The 18,315-nt window shown below is 39.5% G+C and carries 18 protein-coding genes, 1 pseudogene and 1 riboswitch; of the genes and pseudogenes, 4 read left to right on the top strand and 15 right to left on the bottom strand.

Translation table 11 applies throughout. From position 1 onward, the window contains the following. The first annotated feature begins 28 nt into the window (after window positions 1–28). Window positions 29–598 (top strand): DUF805 domain-containing protein, encoded by a 570-nt coding sequence (locus tag HYG88_RS01970; protein ID WP_005156807.1) that lies wholly within the window; start codon window positions 29–31, stop codon window positions 596–598. Between the two features lie 134 nt (window positions 599–732). Further along, window positions 733–1,704 carry a mechanosensitive ion channel family protein gene (locus HYG88_RS01965; RefSeq protein ID WP_005156809.1) on the top strand — a complete coding sequence of 324 codons (972 nt, stop codon included), beginning with the start codon at window positions 733–735 and terminating at the stop codon, window positions 1,702–1,704. Here the strand turns inward: HYG88_RS01965 and HYG88_RS01960 are convergent. Both HYG88_RS01960 and HYG88_RS01955 read right to left on the bottom strand, forming a co-directional pair. Beyond that, window positions 1,693–2,403 (bottom strand): 16S rRNA (uracil(1498)-N(3))-methyltransferase, encoded by a 711-nt coding sequence (locus tag HYG88_RS01960; protein ID WP_005156814.1) that lies wholly within the window; start codon window positions 2,401–2,403, stop codon window positions 1,693–1,695. The genes HYG88_RS01965 and HYG88_RS01960 overlap by 12 nt on opposite strands. Further along, a complete protein-coding gene (locus HYG88_RS01955) occupies window positions 2,400–3,716 on the bottom strand; it encodes a 3-deoxy-D-manno-octulosonic acid transferase (protein WP_034602556.1) in 1,317 nt (438 codons plus the stop codon). The genes HYG88_RS01960 and HYG88_RS01955 overlap by 4 nt, the downstream gene beginning before the upstream one ends. Window positions 3,717–3,870: 154 nt before the next feature. On the opposite strand from HYG88_RS01955, the gene HYG88_RS01950 reads away from it, so the two are divergent. Next, window positions 3,871–4,128: a hypothetical protein gene (locus HYG88_RS01950; RefSeq protein WP_005156819.1), complete on the top strand. Its 258-nt coding sequence runs from the start codon at window positions 3,871–3,873 to the stop codon at window positions 4,126–4,128. A gap of 166 nt (window positions 4,129–4,294) precedes the next feature. On the opposite strand, the gene HYG88_RS01945 is transcribed toward HYG88_RS01950, so the two are convergent. From HYG88_RS01945 to prfB, 3 genes are all read right to left on the bottom strand, one after another. After that, window positions 4,295–5,359: an alkene reductase gene (locus HYG88_RS01945; protein ID WP_005156821.1), complete on the bottom strand. Its 1,065-nt coding sequence runs from the start codon at window positions 5,357–5,359 to the stop codon at window positions 4,295–4,297. A gap of 26 nt (window positions 5,360–5,385) precedes the next feature. Continuing rightward, on the bottom strand, window positions 5,386–5,688 hold the full coding sequence (locus tag HYG88_RS01940) for a helix-turn-helix transcriptional regulator (protein ID WP_034602558.1): 303 nt from the start codon (window positions 5,686–5,688) through the stop codon (window positions 5,386–5,388). 266 nt (window positions 5,689–5,954) lie between these two features. Next, window positions 5,955–7,050, bottom strand: a protein-coding gene (prfB, locus tag HYG88_RS01935; protein ID WP_111313900.1) for a peptide chain release factor 2 whose coding sequence is annotated in 2 segments (ribosomal slippage) — window positions 5,955–6,977 and window positions 6,979–7,050 — 1,095 coding nt in all. Because the reading frame shifts where the segments join, the coding sequence is not laid out codon by codon here. 388 nt (window positions 7,051–7,438) lie between these two features. On the opposite strand from prfB, the gene HYG88_RS01930 reads away from it, so the two are divergent. Continuing rightward, the gene (locus HYG88_RS01930; RefSeq protein ID WP_005156830.1) at window positions 7,439–8,245 is read left to right on the top strand and encodes a putative porin; all 807 of its coding nucleotides are present in this window, start codon (window positions 7,439–7,441) and stop codon (window positions 8,243–8,245) included. A gap of 76 nt (window positions 8,246–8,321) precedes the next feature. Here the strand turns inward: HYG88_RS01930 and recJ are convergent, their stop codons facing one another. The 10 genes and pseudogenes from recJ to HYG88_RS01885 all read right to left on the bottom strand — a co-directional run bounded on the left by recJ (window position 8,322) and on the right by HYG88_RS01885 (window position 18,072). Further along, window positions 8,322–10,022 carry a single-stranded-DNA-specific exonuclease RecJ gene (gene recJ, locus HYG88_RS01925; protein WP_005156831.1) on the bottom strand — a complete coding sequence of 567 codons (1,701 nt, stop codon included), beginning with the start codon at window positions 10,020–10,022 and terminating at the stop codon, window positions 8,322–8,324. Between the two features lie 19 nt (window positions 10,023–10,041). After that, entirely contained in the window at window positions 10,042–11,016 is a 975-nt protein-coding gene (locus HYG88_RS01920) for a HaeIII family restriction endonuclease (protein WP_005156833.1), read from the bottom strand. Further along, window positions 11,016–12,098 (bottom strand): DNA cytosine methyltransferase, encoded by a 1,083-nt coding sequence (locus HYG88_RS01915; protein ID WP_005156837.1) that lies wholly within the window; start codon window positions 12,096–12,098, stop codon window positions 11,016–11,018. Before HYG88_RS01915 ends, HYG88_RS01920 begins: the two co-directional genes overlap by 1 nt. Before the next feature lie 145 nt (window positions 12,099–12,243). Beyond that, a pseudogene (locus HYG88_RS15400) lies at window positions 12,244–12,330 on the bottom strand (hypothetical protein); the annotation flags it as partial. After that, the gene (pdxH, locus tag HYG88_RS01910) at window positions 12,331–12,984 is read right to left on the bottom strand and encodes a pyridoxamine 5'-phosphate oxidase (RefSeq protein ID WP_005156839.1); all 654 of its coding nucleotides are present in this window, start codon (window positions 12,982–12,984) and stop codon (window positions 12,331–12,333) included. It abuts the pseudogene before it with no gap. A 12-nt stretch (window positions 12,985–12,996) separates the two neighbouring features. Beyond that, window positions 12,997–14,334, bottom strand: a complete 1,338-nt coding sequence (gene glmM / locus HYG88_RS01905; protein WP_005156841.1) for a phosphoglucosamine mutase — start codon at window positions 14,332–14,334, stop codon at window positions 12,997–12,999. A gap of 126 nt (window positions 14,335–14,460) precedes the next feature. Beyond that, complete coding sequence (guaB, locus tag HYG88_RS01900) at window positions 14,461–15,927, bottom strand: IMP dehydrogenase (protein ID WP_004659900.1); 1,467 nt, start codon at window positions 15,925–15,927, stop codon at window positions 14,461–14,463. A 141-nt stretch (window positions 15,928–16,068) separates the two neighbouring features. Next, window positions 16,069–16,434: a YkgJ family cysteine cluster protein gene (locus tag HYG88_RS01895; RefSeq protein WP_005156844.1), complete on the bottom strand. Its 366-nt coding sequence runs from the start codon at window positions 16,432–16,434 to the stop codon at window positions 16,069–16,071. Between the two features lie 104 nt (window positions 16,435–16,538). Further along, the gene (locus tag HYG88_RS01890; RefSeq protein WP_005156846.1) at window positions 16,539–17,336 is read right to left on the bottom strand and encodes an MBL fold metallo-hydrolase; all 798 of its coding nucleotides are present in this window, start codon (window positions 17,334–17,336) and stop codon (window positions 16,539–16,541) included. Window positions 17,337–17,496: 160 nt separating this feature from the next. Further along, window positions 17,497–18,072, bottom strand: a complete 576-nt coding sequence (locus HYG88_RS01885) for a TMEM165/GDT1 family protein (RefSeq protein ID WP_004659895.1) — start codon at window positions 18,070–18,072, stop codon at window positions 17,497–17,499. Window positions 18,073–18,156: 84 nt separating this feature from the next. Continuing rightward, window positions 18,157–18,297, bottom strand: a riboswitch (yybP-ykoY riboswitch). Between the last annotated feature and the right edge of the window lie 18 nt (window positions 18,298–18,315).

Here is an 18,315-nt window from a genome sequence, read left to right as displayed (position 1 = left end):
TTTAATAATCAAAAAATAGGAATTCATCATGTTCGATCAAACACTATCTGCCCCAATTCAGCCTCAATACGATCATCCTTTATCTGCTAAAGGACGTTTTAATCGCTTAAGCTATCTAGGTTGGTATGGTTTGTTGAGTGTCAGTTGGACGGTTCTTTTCATTCTTATTGCCACAATTTCGGCGAGTCTAAGTGTAAATGATGTACAGATTCATGAACCAATCTTATCTGCATTTTCAGGAATCGGAGGAATTGCGCTGATTGCACTATGGTTTGCTGGTTTTTATTTTCAGATCATTTTTTTAATCCGACGTTTACATGATCTGAATAAAACAGGGTGGCTATGTCTATTATTACTGGTGCCAATCCTTCAATTCTTTTTTACACTTTATGTCTTATTTGCAGCAGGCACACCTCATCGCAATGATTATGGCGATGTCCGCCCATCCACCATATGGGAAAAACTATTTGCATGGATCATGATTATATTCAGTTTAATGATGATATTTGGCATGTTTATCTTTAGCTATTATTTTGCTAGCCCTGACTTTTGGGGTACACCAACCCAGATCTTACAAAATACAACTGAGTATTTTTAATACTTTATCGAACAGCCAAATTTGAACTACTCAATAAATAAAACCGTTACGGAATTTATCATGCATGATCAGCATAAATTCATTATGATAGCTCCCCTAATAAATTCCTTACGTTGCGAAATAGAGATTTTCCCGTGGCAAATGAGCAAACGACATTAACTGAGGTCGCTAAAGATACTGGTGAATTGATTCATCAAGCAGGTGCAAAAACCACGCAAACGGTATTGGCCCATACTGAAAAATACCATGATGCCTATACCACGATTGACAAGATCATCGACAGTTTCTGGCAACGGGTTCCCTATATTTGCATCGCCATTGCGGTGTTTGTCATTTTTTGGCTACTGACTAAGTTATTTAAATTCTTTATTCACAAAACTTTGGAAAACCGTAGCTACACCCGACAAAACTTGGTATTAGTGCTTAACCGTGTCGGAAGCACTTTTATTCTATTCTTTGGTTTTTTAATTGGATTGGTCATCGCTATTCCAGGTTTCACCCCAAGCCAGTTAATCGGAGCATTGGGAATCGGTTCTGTTGCAATCGGTTTCGCTTTCAAAGATATTTTCCAAAACTTGCTATCAGGTATCTTAATTTTACTCAGTGAACCTTTCCGCATCGGCGATGATATTGTTGTGAATGGTTTTGAAGGCAATGTTGAAGATATCCAAATTCGCGCAACCTTTTTACGCTCACCTGATGGTCGCCGTATCGTGATTCCAAATGCCACGGTGTATACCAGTGCCGTGACAGTGAACAATGCCTACCAGCGCCGCCGTTGTGAGTTTGTCGTTGGTATTGGCTATGAAGATGATATGCAGAAAGCAAAAAAAATCATTATGGATATTTTAGACCGTAATCTCAATGTACTGAGCCAACCCAGTTTCTCGGTCAATGTCACCGCACTTGCAGATTTCTCGATTAATTTAACCGTCCGTTGGTGGGTAAATACCACAGAAACCACTACATCTGCATCAATTAGTGAAATTCAAGAACTGGTTGTAACAGCCTTCGATGAAAAAGGAATTTCGATTCCTTACCCAGTACAAGAAGTCAAAGTGTATCGTGGTGATCAATCTGATCATACAGAGAACTTAGATAAATAATCGCCCTAAAATATGTGATACTGCCGTTTCAGTTCGTAAAATTCGGTTGCCTAAGCTCATTGCTTGGCAGCCGTTTTTTATGAGCAGATCAACCTCATACGGAATAAATCCACCTTCTGGGCCAACAATTAAGTGACATGAATGTTGAATCGCATAAGGCATCTGCTGTTCTGCATAAGGGTGTGCGACATAAGCAGGTTTCTGATCCGAAATAAATGTAGGTAAAACATCTTCAACAAAAGGTTTAAAGCGTTTATACAATTGAATTTCAGGTGCAATCGTGTCACCTGCTTGCTCTAAACCTAAAGTCACATAATCATCGAGTTGCTGTAAAAATGGGCTTTGCCAATAGCTTTTATCCACTCGATAACTATGAATCAAACTGATCCGTTCCACACCTAAAGTCACCGCATCCATGATGATACGGCGTAACACTTTAGGACGTGGCAAAGCAAGAATCAAATGCACAGGGAGTTTATTCGGCACACTTTCTGTTTGAATGGGTCTTAGCATAATCTGCTGTGCTGTAATACTCTGCACCTCAGTGAGATAACGCTGACCATCACGAACGCCTACCTTTAAAGTATCTCCAGCCGTTAATTGAAGGTGTTGATTCAAGTGCTTGATTTGACGTTGATCCTCGATTGACCAAATATCCCTTGAGCAATCTTGGTTCGCGTCCAGTAAAACGATATTCATGAAGCAGTTCGTTGCGCTAAATAATGGTCAATTAATTGAATATGTTTTTGCAATGAGCCTTTATTGCGTTGTAACACCAATTCAGCTTGATGAATCAATCGCTGGCTTTGCTCTGGATGATTTAGGCAACTCATCAGATTTTGTATAACTAGTTCAGCATTTTCAGCAACAAGGATCCCTTGTTCAGCCACAAACTCATCGACAATCGTTTGAAAATTAAAATAGCGAGGGCCAATCACAGTGGGTACATCTAAAACCATTGGTTCTAAGATATTGTGCCCACCGCCTGGCTCATTGAGTGAACCACCGACAAAACATGCCTGACTTAATGCATACCATAACCACATCTCACCCATACTATCTGCAAGATATACCTGTGTATCCGCTGTAATCTCTTGTTTAAGACTACGCCGCTGCGTATTTAAATTCAGGGTTTGGCAGATCTTATGTACCTCATCAAAACGCTCTGGATGACGTGGTACAACGATACACAACAAATGAGGGTTTGAATTTAAATGTGGCTGTAACTGTTTAAGTAACTGTTCTTCTTCAGGTGCATGTGTGCTGGCTAAAGTAATTATTTGGCGTTTCTCTAACTGCCATTCCTGTTTTAACTGTTCAGCTTTTTCTACATAAGATTGCGGTGCTGTAATATCAAATTTAATATTACCAACCACCTGACTCTTGGCTTGATCTAGCCCCAAATCCATATAACGCTGTTGTGTCGCGATGTCCTGAGCCAACAACCATGTGAGTTGCTGCAACATCGGCTGTGTTAAACGACGAACTTTGCCATAACCTTTCGCTGATTTTGCTGAAAGACGAGCATTGAGTAAAATACAGGGAATATTATGCAGCCGTGCTGCCGCAATCAAATTTGGCCAGATTTCAGTTTCAACTAGAGCAAGAAGTTTCGGTTGATACAACTCAAAAAATTGTTTCAGTAATGGTTTTTGATCAACAGGCAAATAGACCGCCTGAAAAAGTGTCGGATATTTTTCGGAAAATAAACTCTTGGCTCTGGCTTGTCCTGTCTTGGTGGTGTTGGTGACCAGCACAGGCTGGCCCAGTTTTAAATAATGTTCAATCAAGGGCTGGGCGGCATTGGTTTCACCCACTGACACCACATGAAACCAAATCGTATTTAAATTTTTAGGGGGTTGAAATGGTCCAAAACGCTCTAGACACTCTTGCTGAAATAGTGCATCACTTTCAGCCCGTTGTTTAATTTTCCAACGGTATAAAGGCTTGAGACATATCAGTAAAAAGTTATACCAAAATGGTGTTTGCTGTACTGCGTTTTGCTGCGCCATCCTAGACCATAATTTAGAATTTGATTTCAGCTCATTATGCGGAAGTTTCATATGCATTGACAATTGATTATTGTATGTTGCACTTTGATTAAATATTTCTTTATAAAGAAAAATGATATCTTAGAACAAAGAATAATCCATTTTGAGAAAAACAATGCAACCTGATTGGTTCCAACAAATAAAGCAACCTTCTGATGAAACAACACAAGAATATCTACCCCGTCATCCATTTAAAATTATTCTCCCTTTTTTTAATTCTAGCGTTACTGTGCTGCTTATGGGCGCTTCTAGCCAGTCACTTAGGCGCATTAATGAAAGCCTGTTTTTTACTTATGGTTCCCTTTATTATTGGCGCACTGATTGTATATATCCAGAATTACCGAACGACTGTTTCATTTATACAAAGTTTTAAAGTGATTATTATTTTCCTCGTTTTGATCTTCGATATACCTCGTTTGAATTGACACCAATCAATGATCAGCAAAGTAAGTCTTAAAAGTAAAAAATCAAGCGGCTAATGATCCGCTTGATCTTTCATCTGAGTTCAGTCCAGATTATTTTTATCCAGCACAGGTTGCTTAGGCTTCCAACTGTTCAAAGGTAGGATAATCGGTATAACCTTCTGCACCTGCACCATATAAAGTATCGAATTGAACCTGATTTAAAGGCAAATCATGTTCCAAACGTTCTAATAGATCTGGATTGGCAATATAAGCTAATCCAAAAGCCACAGCATCTGCTTGCTTAGTTTCTAAAATCTGTTTTGCTGATGCTGGTGTTAATTTCTCGTTAGCAATCCACACCCCTTTGAATTTAGGGCGGAGTTGCGGCTGTAAACTATCTTCCGCTTCATATTCACGGGTAAAGATAAAGGCCACATTGCGCTGATCAAGTTGTTCAACCACATAACCAAAAGTTGCGAGTGGATTATCATCACCCATGTCATGTGAATCACCACGCGGTGCCAAATGCACACCCACCCGACCTGCACCCCATACCTCAATAAAGGCATCGACAATTTGCAACAACAAGCGCGCGCGGTTTTCAACTGAACCACCATACTCATCATCACGAATATTGGTGCTACTTTGCAGGAACTGATCGATCAGGTAACCATTGGCTGCATGCAACTCAACACCATCAAAACCTGCTGCTTTCGCTAACTCAGCCGCATGTTTATATTGTGCGACGATTTCTTGGATTTCTTCATGCGATAAAGCACGAGGTGTAACGAAAGGACGTTTTGGACGCAGTAAACTCACTTCACCCGCAGGTTGAATCGCACTTGGTGCAACTGGAATATCACCATCTAATAAGTCAGGATGTGAAATACGACCGACATGCCATAGCTGAACCACAATCTTTGAACCTTGCGCATGCACCGCTTCAACAATTTTGTTCCACGCCTGAGCTTGTTCTTGTGACCATAAGCCTGGCGTATTGGCGTAGCCAGCAGCTTTCGGACTAATCACCGTCGCTTCAGTGATAATTAAGCCCGCATTGGCACGTTGTTGATAGTATTCCACCATTAAATCGTTTGGAATACGCTCAACACCACTGCGAGCTCTCGTCAAAGGTGATAAAACCAAACGGTTTTTAATCGTAAAATCACCCACTTGTAACGCAGAATTTAGTTCAGCCATGATCGCCTCAATTTACACTTATTCAGTTAAAGTGTTTGTTTTAAATGTTCGATATATTGCTGAATCAAAGCTTCATTTCTGGTGAAATAGGACCACTGCCCATATTTCTCAACTTGAATCAAACCTGCCTGCTGTAACACAGACAAATGATTTGACATGGTTGATTGTGCAACTTTGCCTAGACGTTCAATATGACCCGCACATACGCCTCGTTCAAAACTGCCACCACATTCCTGCACCGGTAAAAATTGCTCAGGCTGTTTTAGCCACTGCAAAATCTGTCGGCGTAATGGATTGGCTAAGGCTTTGCTAATAATATCAATATCCATAGACTCACCATGTTGATCAAGCGGCAAAACTTTGTTCAGCACCTAAACCCAGTATATCGTATTTTTTAAATATTAATATCTATTTTTTTCGATATTAATATCCTATTTTTTCGATTAACTAAACAATGCTGAACGAAGCCACTTTGATATATTTGTTTTCATTGAATAAAGTCTCCATCCGCTCAGGAATAGGAGACTTTTTCTCACACTTTAAATTCGAGTATTCCCTCTCCTGACAGGAGAAGGCTAGGGAGAGGGCAAGAGATTTATAGACCTTGCTTTAAACTTGCTTCAATGAACTTATCCAAATCACCATCAAGCACGGCTTTGGTGTTTGAATTTTCAATCCCTGTACGCAAATCTTTAATACGTGAATCATCTAGGACATAAGAACGAATCTGACTGCCCCAACCAATATCTGACTTCGAGTCTTCCAATGCTTGAGCTGCTTCATTACGTTTGCTCATCTCTAACTCATAGAGTTTGGCACGTAATTGCTTCCATGCATGGTCACGGTTCGCATGCTGTGAACGTTGGTTCTGACATGCCACCACAATGCCTGTTGGTGCGTGAGTGAGACGAACTGCCGAATCGGTTTTGTTAATGTGCTGACCACCCGCACCCGAAGCACGGTAAGTATCGGTACGGACATCCGATGGATTAATATCAATTTCGATATTGTCATCAATCTCAGGTGAGATAAATACCGCAGAGAATGAGGTATGACGGTTGTTATTACTGTCAAATGGTGACTTACGTACTAAACGGTGTACGCCACTTTCGGTACGTAACCAGCCGTAAGCAAACTCGCCATCGACACGGATAGTTGCTGATTTAATGCCTGCCACGTCACCATCAGACACTTCCATCAATTCAGCTTTAAAGCCATGACGTTCGATCCAACGCAGATACATCCGCAGTAACATCGATGCCCAGTCTTGTGCTTCCGTACCACCAGAACCTGATTGGATTTCAAGGAAACATGGATTTGGATCCATTGGATTACTAAACATGCGGCGGAATTCTAAATTACCTAAAGCCTGTTCAGCGCTATCAAGTTCAGCCTGAACATCTTCTAGTAAAGTTTCATCATCGGCTTCTACAGCCAAATCAAGCATCGCTTTAGCATCATCTAGCTGCTCTGCAAGACGATCAAACACACCTAAAGTATTTTCCAAACTGCCCTTTTCTTTCGCAATGGCTTGCGCACGACTCTGATCATTCCAAATCGTTGGGTCTTCTAGTTCTCTTAAAACTTCTTCTAAACGCTCAGCCTTTAGATCGTAGTCAAAGATACCCCCGTAGTGTCTGGCTACGATCAGATAAATCTTTCAATTGGACTAAGTACGGATTAATTTCCACGCGTATTTTCTCACAATATTTTTCACTCAATCTCATATTTTAACATAACTGGTTTGTACGACACAGCCATGTCTTTTTTTGTGAGAATATAAGGCAAAAATGCCCTTCAACTTGATTTCTGTTAGACACATTTGCTAATAAAAATTTGCAAAAAACACACCAAAGCCATCTAGATAAACAATTTATCTAGCCGTTTTAACAAAAGCTCACATTTATATTAAACAATAAATATCAAATAGATACGTCCAATAACTTACAAAAAAACCACATTGCTACAGTTTGGTTACGTTCTCAAGATTGACTCGCGGTTTTTTTCTACTAAACTAAAAATGTAACAAAAAATGTAATCACTTATAAATTAGTATATTATCTCAAAAAGGGGTTAACCATGAAAAAATTAAGTTTTGCTACCGCACTTCTTGCTTCTGTTTTTGCCATGAATGCTCAAGCTTACCAATTTGAAGCTAATGCGAGCTATGAAAATACTGATTTTGATGGTTTAGATGCTGATCTTGATACAGTCACTGTCTCAGGTAAATACTATTTAAATCCAGTAAATACTAAAAATGCGCCCTTAGCTGAAGCTGCATTCTCAAACAAAGCTTCTAATATCGGTGCAGGTTACGCAAATGCGAGTGGTGATGGTCCTGAAGATATTGATGTTTACGGTGTATCAGGTGAATTTTTCATTCCAGATACTCAATTCTATGTATCTGGTGCATTAAATCAGGTCAAATTCGCGGGTGATAAGAATACTGGCTATGCAGTAGAAGTAGGTTTCTTACCTATTGATGGTCTTCTATTTGCAGTTGGCGCATCCAAAGAAAGTCTTGATCCTACCTTTGTTGCAAATCATGGTTTTGCGACCTCGGCAGGTTATATAACAACCGTTGGTGAAGATACTGCCGCGACCTTGCGTGCTAAATATGTTACCCAAATTGGTGGTTTCAATACTAACTTTGAAGCTCAAACAGCAATTGGTGATGAAACTGCATACAAATTAGGTGCTGATCTTTATATCGATCCGACTTTGGGTGTAGGTGTATCATTTGCTGATTCAACTGTTGAAGACTCCGATACTATCTTTAGTCTTCATGCCAAAAAATTCTTTACACCTCAAATTGCTGCTGGCGTAAGCTACACAACAACGGACGGTGCTGATTCTTTCGGTCTGAATGGTACATTCCGCTTCTAATTCTCTCCAGAGAGAATATAGGGTCTGTTGATCTTTAACAGACCCTAAGGAATCCACCCTTTATGGGTGGGTTTTTTTATTGGCTTAAATATACAACCTGAAGTTGCAGGCTGGTGATGCCATTAAAGACATTGCGTTCCAATGTATAAACGAGATCAACATAACCCAGCATCGGGTTGAACTCAAAACGGTCTGCCGCATTAAAAGCGATTGCATCGATAATTTGCTGTCCTAAAGATACTTTCAGTTTTAAATGCTGATCTTTAAGCCAGCGATAATCCATCACTTTAAATCTTCCCTGAAATTGGGGAATTGGAAATTTTTGTCCCCAAGGACCTAGCCGATCAATCCAGTCTAGCGTTTCAAGATGTAAACTAGCATCAGTTAACTCACCATCTGTCCATAGAGTCGCTTGGAATAAATTTTCATCCATTTCAGCAATTGATTGAATAAAAACTGTTTTAAATTCATCAAAATTATCTTTTTTTAAGGTCAAACCTGCTGCTGCGGCATGACCACCAAAATGGCTAACTAAATGTGGGTATTGTTCTGCGACTTGCTCAATAGTATCGCGAATATGAATACCTTCAATCGAACGTGCAGAGCCTTTAATATGTATCCCATCTTCATCAGGAGCAAATACTAAACTTGGTCGGTGAAACTGTTCCTTTAGACGCCCAGCTACAATCCCTATTACCCCTTGATGCCACTGTTCATCAAACATCACCAGTGCAGCAGGTAAAGAATCTGCCTGTAGCTGCACATGCTGTAATGCACTGATCGCTTGCTGTTTCATCTCAGCTTCAACTTGACGACGTTCTACATTCAGTTGATTGAGCTGCTGTGCAATTGGATAGGCTGTTTCTAGATCTGGAGCCAATAAACACTCAATACCTATTCGCATGCTCTCCATACGACCGGCCGCATTAATTCGAGGGCCGATCACGAAACCTAAATCTTGAGCGCGTAAACTTGCGGCGTCTCGTTTTGCAATATCCAATAATGCTAAAATTCCTGCACGACATTGATATTGCTGAATTCGTTTTAAGCCAGCATCCACTAAAATACGGTTATTATAATCAAGCGATGCAACATCAGCATAAGTTCCCAACGCAACCAAATCCAGATATTGCGTGACCTTACTGCTACTTTTTCCCTGCTGAGCGCGGTAACTGGCTAATTTTGCTAGTACATAGAAGGCAACACCAACACCAGCCAATGCTTTGCTTGGAAAGTCACAGCCCAGTTGATTGGGATTCACCACTGCTTCAGCATTTGGCGTAGGTTTCGTCGTCAAATGATGATCAGTAATGATGACCTGCATACCCAACGCCTGTGCGGTTTCAACACCTGCATGACTGGAGATTCCATTATCCACCGTAATCAGTAAATCTGGCTGATAGGTCTGCTGCGCCAGTTCAGCAATTTTTGGCGTAAGTCCATAACCATACTTAAAACGGTCAGGCACCAGATATTCAACCACCGCACCCATCTCTTGCAGCACTAACACCATCAGGGCGGTACTGGTCGCACCATCGGCATCATAATCGCCAATAATGACAATCTTCTGCTGCTGGTCAATCGCCTGATCGATCAGTTCAACCGCCGTATCCAGCCCCTTAAGGTTCGGGGCAAGCAGATGCTTAAGTTTAAGCTCAAGCTCTTGTTCCGATTGTACTCCACGTCTCGCTAATATCTCAGCAATAAACGTAGGCACGCCCTGAAATTGTTCAGGGCGTGTAATGAATGGTCTTGTTTGAGTTTGAATCTGTGTCATCTATAAAATTAATCGACCGTTAGCTTACAAACAATTGAGTTACGTGAAGAGAATGAGGAGCTGAAACCAAATTAATATCAAACTTTAATGAAGGCTCAATTCTTGAACTTGCATTATGAATTCTAAAAGAAATTTGCCATCCTTCATTTAATGTGACTAACAAAGTTGTTTTTGAATTCTCTTTATATACAACTTCAATTAATCGATTTGGGAGTTTAAGTTTCGGTACTTTAGCTTTAGGTTTAATACTTCCGAATGGTAGATTCAACGTACCATGTAAATTATAAGATTGAATTTCAACCTTGTTATTTCCCTTAATAACTTTATAAAAATCTTTATTACCTATTAAATACTCTACCAATCTTGCGGCAACAATCCCTGGATTTTCCTTATCTAAGCGAATAAGCTCTTCCTTAAAAGCATCTAAAACTGGTATGTATACAGAATTATGGTAATCCCCTAAAGTTTCCCATTTTTGTGTTGATTTACTATCTTTCTTGATTTGAGCCAAATTATCAAAGATAGGTTTGATTTTATTAAAATAAGCATGAGTACAAGACAAACCTAACCATTTCTGACCAAAATCAATATCATTAGATAAACGAGAATGTTTTACTGCTCGATGATTATTCTTTGCAGATATACCAATTTCCCAATTTTGTGAGGAACGCAATGCCAAAACATCACGAACATCTCCTGATTCTCCAGCTTTATCAGGAACAATTTCTAATTGTAATACATCATCGATATCAATTTGATTAGAAAGACGTGGTTCTATATCAATCAAATAGTTAATAGCAAAACTTGCAATCAATCTAAATTTTTCTTGTTCAGTTTCAATAAAACTATTAAAACAATTCAATGCTGTGCTATAGGGTTCATTCTCAATAATCTCTATTACTGAAACAAGAGATTTCAAGCGAGCTTGAAATTCAAGTAATACCGCATATTCAAAAGCTTTCCCATTAATTGTTTGCTTTGCCACTTTCACCATTATGCAGACATCCTGTTTACAATTTCACTTAATTTTTCTTTTACAATCGTCCCATTAACTTCTTCAGAAAACGTTCTATTAGTTGATATCTTTATTGCATTTAAATCACTATAAATTTTTTCTGCTAAAATTTTTCCCATTCTTACTGGAACAGCATTTCCAATCATTTTGTAGGCGGCACTAACTTTTGTGTAATCAAAGAAAAAATTATCAGGAAATGTTTGAATTCTTGCACACTCACGAATACTTAATCTGCGATACAGATGCTCTTGTCCTTTTATAAATTCACGGACATTTTGTTCTACCAACTTCATCTTAGGCGCTTGTGGATGCAATGGGGCATGCCGACCACCAGCTTGAATTGTAAAAGAAACTTCATCCCACGTTCTAACTCTATTCCTCGACATATAAATGGATGAAAATCCACCAGTCATATATTCATGATTTAGGAATTTGCAATCAGCTCCATTGGTGAGGTTTCCATCTTTTGCAGGTAAGACATTCTCACTTAAATCACCAATTGCTTGTGCTAATGTAATTTTATCAACAGGTGTTACTGGCTTAGGAAACTCAAATTTCTTACCTAAATCCTCTCTATAACCTACAAAAAAAACACGCTTTCTATCTTGAGGCACACCAAAATCCGCAACGTTCAAAAGCTCAAAAGAGAGTTCATATCCAATATCTTGAAACATTTGTTTTATATGTTCCAAGGCTTCCTTATGTGCGGGCAATAACATCCCTGAAACATTCTCTGCTAGAAAGAATTTGGGTTTTTTATCAGCGAGAATCCTCATAAATTCATAAAAAAGCTGTCCTCTTTTATCCGCAATACCGCGTTTCGACCCAGCTTCTGACCAACTCTGACAAGGTGGCCCACCAATAATTCCATCACAATCAGGTACTTCATCTGATGAAATGTTAATAATACTTCTCTTATCTAAAACTGTGTTCTTGTGGTTCAGTTCGTAGGTTGACCAGATTTCTTTATCATATTCATTCGCCCAAACCACATCAAAGCCGGCTTGTTCAAAACCTAAATCGAGACCACCAGCTCCTGCAAAAAACGATACGACTTTCATATACTGATACTTTACGCTGAACAACTTGTGTAATGATCTAACCATTATCACCAAATTGCAATGTAAAACTTAAATCATTGCGACAAAAAATGTCGTTCACAACTAAAAATCTATATCAATAGCTTATATAAAACAATCAAATAAATAGATTCTCACAAAAAAATATAAGCACGCCCTGAAATTGTTCAGGGCGTGTAATTAATGGTCTTTGTTGAATTTGAATCATGGTCATTTATGGCATCAAGCGTTGAATAATCCAAAGTCCATTTTGTTTTTCATAACTTAAACGATCATGTAAACGATTTGGTCGTCCTTGCCAGAATTCATAATAATCTGCATCTAAGCGATAACCACCCCAAAATTCGGGTTTATCCAACTCAGCTTCATGTACTTGGTTTTGTAAGTTTTGAAAACGCTGTTGTAATAACTCACGGCTTTCAATGACACCACTTTGTGGCGTACTAATATGTGCTGCAATCTGACTATCACGTGGACGCTTATGGTAATAATCCGTCGATTCCTGTTCTGGAATCTTGGAAACCTGACCACCGATACGTACCTGACGTTCTAAACTCGGCCAGTAAAATAAAAGTTCAGCATAAGGATTTTCCGCAAGGTCTAATCCTTTCTGACTATCATAATTGGTGTAAAAATCATAACCAGCTTCTGTTGCACCACGTAACAAAACGGTTCGGACGTGTGGGCGACCTTGAGTATTTGCTGTCGCCAAAGACATCGCATAGGGTTCATGTAATTGAGCAGTGAGCGCATGATTGAACCAATTCAAGAATTGCTCATGGGGATTTACACTGATCTGGGATTCGTGTAACTCACCTTGTTCATAACTTAAACGAAGTTCACTCAGGTCTTTAATGACATCATTCATTATTACTCTCCTTTAAGCAGCTTGAGCATGAGCTCTGACTGCATCGGCTAAATGATTTGCGATGGCATCCACTTCCTGCTGTTGATCTCCTTCTACCATAACTCGAATCACAGGTTCAGTACCTGATTTACGAATCAAAATACGTCCACGCCCAGTCAATTGTTGTTCAGCTTTTTCAAATTCAGCAACAAGAGCAGGAACAGCATATGGATCAATCATATGCTGTAAACGAACATTGATTAACACCTGTGGAAATAATTCAAAGTCTGCAACTAATTCATGTAATGCTTTCTCTTGCTCAACCATCACCGTTAATACTTGTAGAGCGGCAATAATCGCATCACCAGTTGTGCTCTTATCCAACGTTAAGATATGACCTGAAGGCTCACCACCTGTGACCCAACCATTTTCTTCTAATGCCTGTAATACATAGCGGTCACCGACTTTTGCGCGTACAAAACCGACATCCGCTTTTTGTAATGCTAACTCAAGTGCCATATTACTCATGACTGTTCCAACAATACCTGCTGGTTTATTTTTCGCCTGAGTAGCAAGGATATACAGAATATGATCACCATCTACCAGTTGACCATTTTTATCTACCATTACGACACGATCTGCATCACCATCAAACGCAATACCTAAATCAGCTTGGTGGTTAACCACAGCCTTTTGTAGAAATTCAGGATGGGTTGATCCACAATTTTCATTGATATTTAAACCATCTGGTTCATTAAAAAGCGGGATTACTTTTGCACCTAGCTCTCTAAAAACTGAAGGACCAACGCTATATGCTGCGCCGTTAGCACAATCCACTACAATTGTGAGATTACTAAGATCGAAGTGATATGGAAATGTTGATTTACAGAATTCGATGTATCGACCATTGGCATCTTTTACACGAACACTTTTACCTAGGTTAGCCGTATCATCAATCACTAAATCTTTTTCTAATTCTTGATTGATCTCATTTTGTAAGGCATCTGGGAGTTTTTTACCTTCACCTGAGAAAAATTTAATCCCATTATCAAAGTAAGGGTTATGTGATGCTGAAATCACAATACCTGCATGTGCATGTAAAGCACGTGTTAAATGCGCTATAGCAGGCGTTGGTAATGGCCCCAACAAATGCACATACACACCTGCTGCGTTTAAACCTGCTTGGAGAGCTGCTTCTAGAATATAACCTGATAAACGCGTATCTTTACCCATAACCACAATTGGTTTGTTTTTAGGACTATTTCTTTTTAATACTTTTCCTGCTGCAAATCCTAATTTTAATGCAAATTCAGGGGTAATCGGCATTTGTCCAAATTTGCCACGAATTCCATCAGTTCCAAAATAGCTCATTCTTTACTCGCTTTCTTATCTTTATATGACGTATCGTCATATCATTTTTCATCTGTTTTACTTTACACCAAAACAAAAAAACCGTCAGTGCACTGACGGTTTTTTTATTGCCAAAATTACTAAAGATCAACCTACACGATAGTTTGGTGCTTCTTTAGTAATCGTCACATCATGAACATGTGATTCAGACATGCCTGCCGAAGTAATTTTCACAAATTTTGCATTTTGACGAAGATCTTCAATCACAGATGAACCTGTATAGCCCATAGAAGAACGTAAACCACCCATCATTTGATGGATGATATTGCCCATTGGACCTTTATATGGAACACGACCTTCGATGCCTTCTGGGACCAACTTTTCAGCACCCGCTTTAGAGTCTTGGAAATAACGGTCAGCAGAACCTGTTGCTCCCGCCATTGCACCCAATGAACCCATACCACGATACGCTTTATAGTAACGACCTTGGAAAAATTCAACTTCACCTGGCGCTTCTTCAGTACCAGCAAGGAGTGAACCGACCATGATTGTGCTCGCACCTGCGCCAATCGCTTTCGCCATATCGCCAGAGAAACGAATACCGCCATCTGCGATCAATGGAATTTGATCTTTTAGTGCATTGGCAACACTATCAATTGCCGAAATCTGCGGCATACCAATACCTGCCACAATACGTGTCGTACAGATCGAACCAGGACCAATACCCACTTTAACGGCATCTGCACCTGCATCTAACAATGCTAAAGCTGCATCACCTGTTGCAATGTTTCCACCAATCACTTGAACTTGTGGATAATTTGTTTTTACCCAACGTACACGTTCAATTACGCCCGCTGAGTGACCGTGTGCCGTATCTACGACAATCACATCTACACCCGCATCGACTAATGCTTCCACACGGCTTGGTGTTTCTACACCTGTACCGACCGCAGCACCCACACGTAAACGACCAAGGTCATCTTTACAGCTGCTTGGATAGCTTTCCGCTTTACGGAAGTCAGTGACTGTAATTAAACCTTTGAGTTCATTGTGTTCACCAACAACTAGAACTTTTTCAATACGATGCTTTTGTAGCAATGCTTGAATATTTTCTTTCGACTCACCTTCACGAACAGTCACTAAACGGTCTTGACCTGTCATGATGTTGCTTACTGGTTGTTCAAGATTGGTTTCAAAACGTGTATCACGACCTGTGACAATACCCACAACTTTGCCATCTTTTACAACAGGTACACCGCTAATATTATTCGCTTGGGTAATTGCAATAAGTTCACGTACTGTCGTTTCAGGTGTTACTGTGATTGGGTCTTTCACCATTCCAGCTTCGAATTTTTTTACACGGCGTACTTCCGCAGCTTGTGCAGCGATATCCATGTTTTTATGCAAAATACCAATACCACCATTTTGCGCCATTGCAATCGCCATACGAGACTCAGTCACCGTATCCATTGCAGCAGAAACGAGAGGGATATTCAGTTGAATTCCGCGAGTTAAACGTGTCTTTAAGGAGACATCTTTTGGGAGAACAGTTGAGTAGGCAGGAAGTAATAAGACATCATCGAAGGTTAACGCTTCTTGAACGATGGTCAGCATAACAATCTCACTGGTAATTTCCGTGAGCTATTATAAACAAATTTCGATGTGATTTTCATTTTCTATGATGAAAATAATTTGATAAGCGCGTAGAAACGCTTCACTACGACGCCTTATGTCATTTAAGCAACATCGATGCAGTTAACAAACTTGATCATAATTCTCATTATTTTCTGAATCTTGTTGTTCAATATTAATCAATGGGATGAGATTGTGCGCAAGTCGTGCTTTATTACAATGATCATCCGCAATCTGAACCTCTTTACACGTTGAGCTTCGAATGACGTAGATCGAACAACTGACTTGCTGTCCTACTTCTCCTTGTAATGCGATACATTTGACTTGAGCTTGGTTGGTACCTTTCATACAAGAATAAACGGCTGTGAGCGGTTCGACCATGTTTGCAGGCATCCGTTCTGCTTCAGCCCAATAAAAAGAAACACGATAATTTGCACAGCATGCACCACAACTCACGCATGCATCTGAGCTTGCAACTTGAGACAACATTTTTCTTAAAATTCTCGTTATCAAATTAATTTTTTGTAACTTGAATCCTAAGAAAAGTTGTTGATGAACACAATAGATTTATAGAAAAAATATTATGAATTCATTTAGGTAGGACAACTAAACACATACTCATTCATCAGGTCCACTCCACATTCCAGACCCTCAATCCAGTCCAGAAACTGGTTGATCATCTCTTTTCCAACAAATGCGGTGCCATGCTGCGGCACAATCATGTCGAGGTCCATCTGGCGAACCATATTCACCCATAAACGGATGACCTTGTTGGAACACATATAACGCTGGTGGAAGCCTTTCATCTTCTTGATGTGAGCTTCAAAATCGGAAATCGGCTGGCTGGCATCATCAACAATTGAGGCACCCATATCCCCTGAAAAAAGAATTTTGGCGACTGGATCATAAAACTGGAAGTTGCCCACCGAATGCAAAAAGTGAGCAGGAATCGCTACGATTGCTGATTCACCTAAAGGAATCACTTGTCCAGTATCGGCAAGCTCAATTAAGCGATCTTCCCAATTCCCTTTCATTCGATCACTCATAAATGCTGAGTTTAAATGCGGTAAAAAGCGTGCCCATAATTTAGATGCCACTACTTTCGCATCGGTATAAACTAACCAACGTGGCATCGAAGTAATAATATCGGGGTCTTGATGGGATGCCATCACATAATCCAAATTTTTCAATTTGGTATAGCGGTTTAACTCCATGGTTAAAGGAACATAGGTCAGATCACCACCTGGATCTAGAACCGCTGCACGATCGTGATCAATAATTAAAAATTGATTGGCTTGAATGCCTTCGCCCTTGACCAAACTAGTAAAACTAATGCATTTATGCGTACCATTATCAAATAGTATTTGCGACGTAGTCCGCTCAAAACTCATATCAACCCCATAAAAATTCTTTAAATATGAAATATTTTAATTCCTTGATAAAATAATGGGATTTTATTATTGTTTCAATCAGATATTGTATTTTTATCATAATTTATGCAAAAAAGATCCATGCATAAATGATGGATCTTTTTTGCAATTTAAAACTTAATTAGAAGAAATAATGCTGTACCAAAGTTGAAACACCAACGACTAAGAAAATGGCAGCACCAATTTTATGAATAAGTGAAATTGGTAACTTATCTGCTAACTTATCGCCGATAAATACTGCTGGCGCATTCGCTAACATCATGCCAAGCGTTGTACCACACATGACCCAAAAAATACTGTCAAAACGTGCAGCTAAAGCAACTGTAGCAATTTGGGTTTTATCACCAATTTCAGCCAAGAAAAATAGAATAAAAGTTGCACCAAATACGCCGAATTTTTGCCATTTATTAATACTTTCAGTTTCATCCCCTAATTCATCAGGAATGAGCATCCAAATCGCCATACCGATAAAACCAAGTGCCAAAATCCATAATAGAATTTCAGGACTTAGGACAGTCGTAATCCATTGACCTAATACTGCAGAGATACCATGATTAATCGTGGTAGCCAGTAAAATTGCAATTAAAATCGGAACGGGTTTACGGAAACGTGCGGCGAGTAATAATGCCAGCAATTGCGTTTTATCGCCCATTTCAGCAAGGGCAACAATTGATGTGGAGATGAGGAATTCATACATAGTTGAATGCTCTGGCTAGCAAAATATACCGATGACCTACCCCTCCTGCTAGCCAAAATCAAGTAGATTGATGCAGAGTGGTAAATCAAAGGTCTTGCCAACAAAAGCACAGCTAAACAGCTGTTCTTGGTTCTTTGCTATGATGACCATGTTCTGTGGAACAATTATGTTGACCATCACCTCTTTACTTTGCGTAAAGAGCGGCTACTCCCCAATGAAGTGATATTAGTTTATCAAACTCTT

Origin of the sequence: Acinetobacter sp. SwsAc4, from assembly GCF_013391535.1 — a bacterium.
Lineage (GTDB): Bacteria > Pseudomonadota > Gammaproteobacteria > Pseudomonadales > Moraxellaceae > Acinetobacter.
The sequence above is the reverse complement of the archived record's forward strand: the minus strand, read 5'-3'. Positions and strand labels throughout refer to the sequence as shown.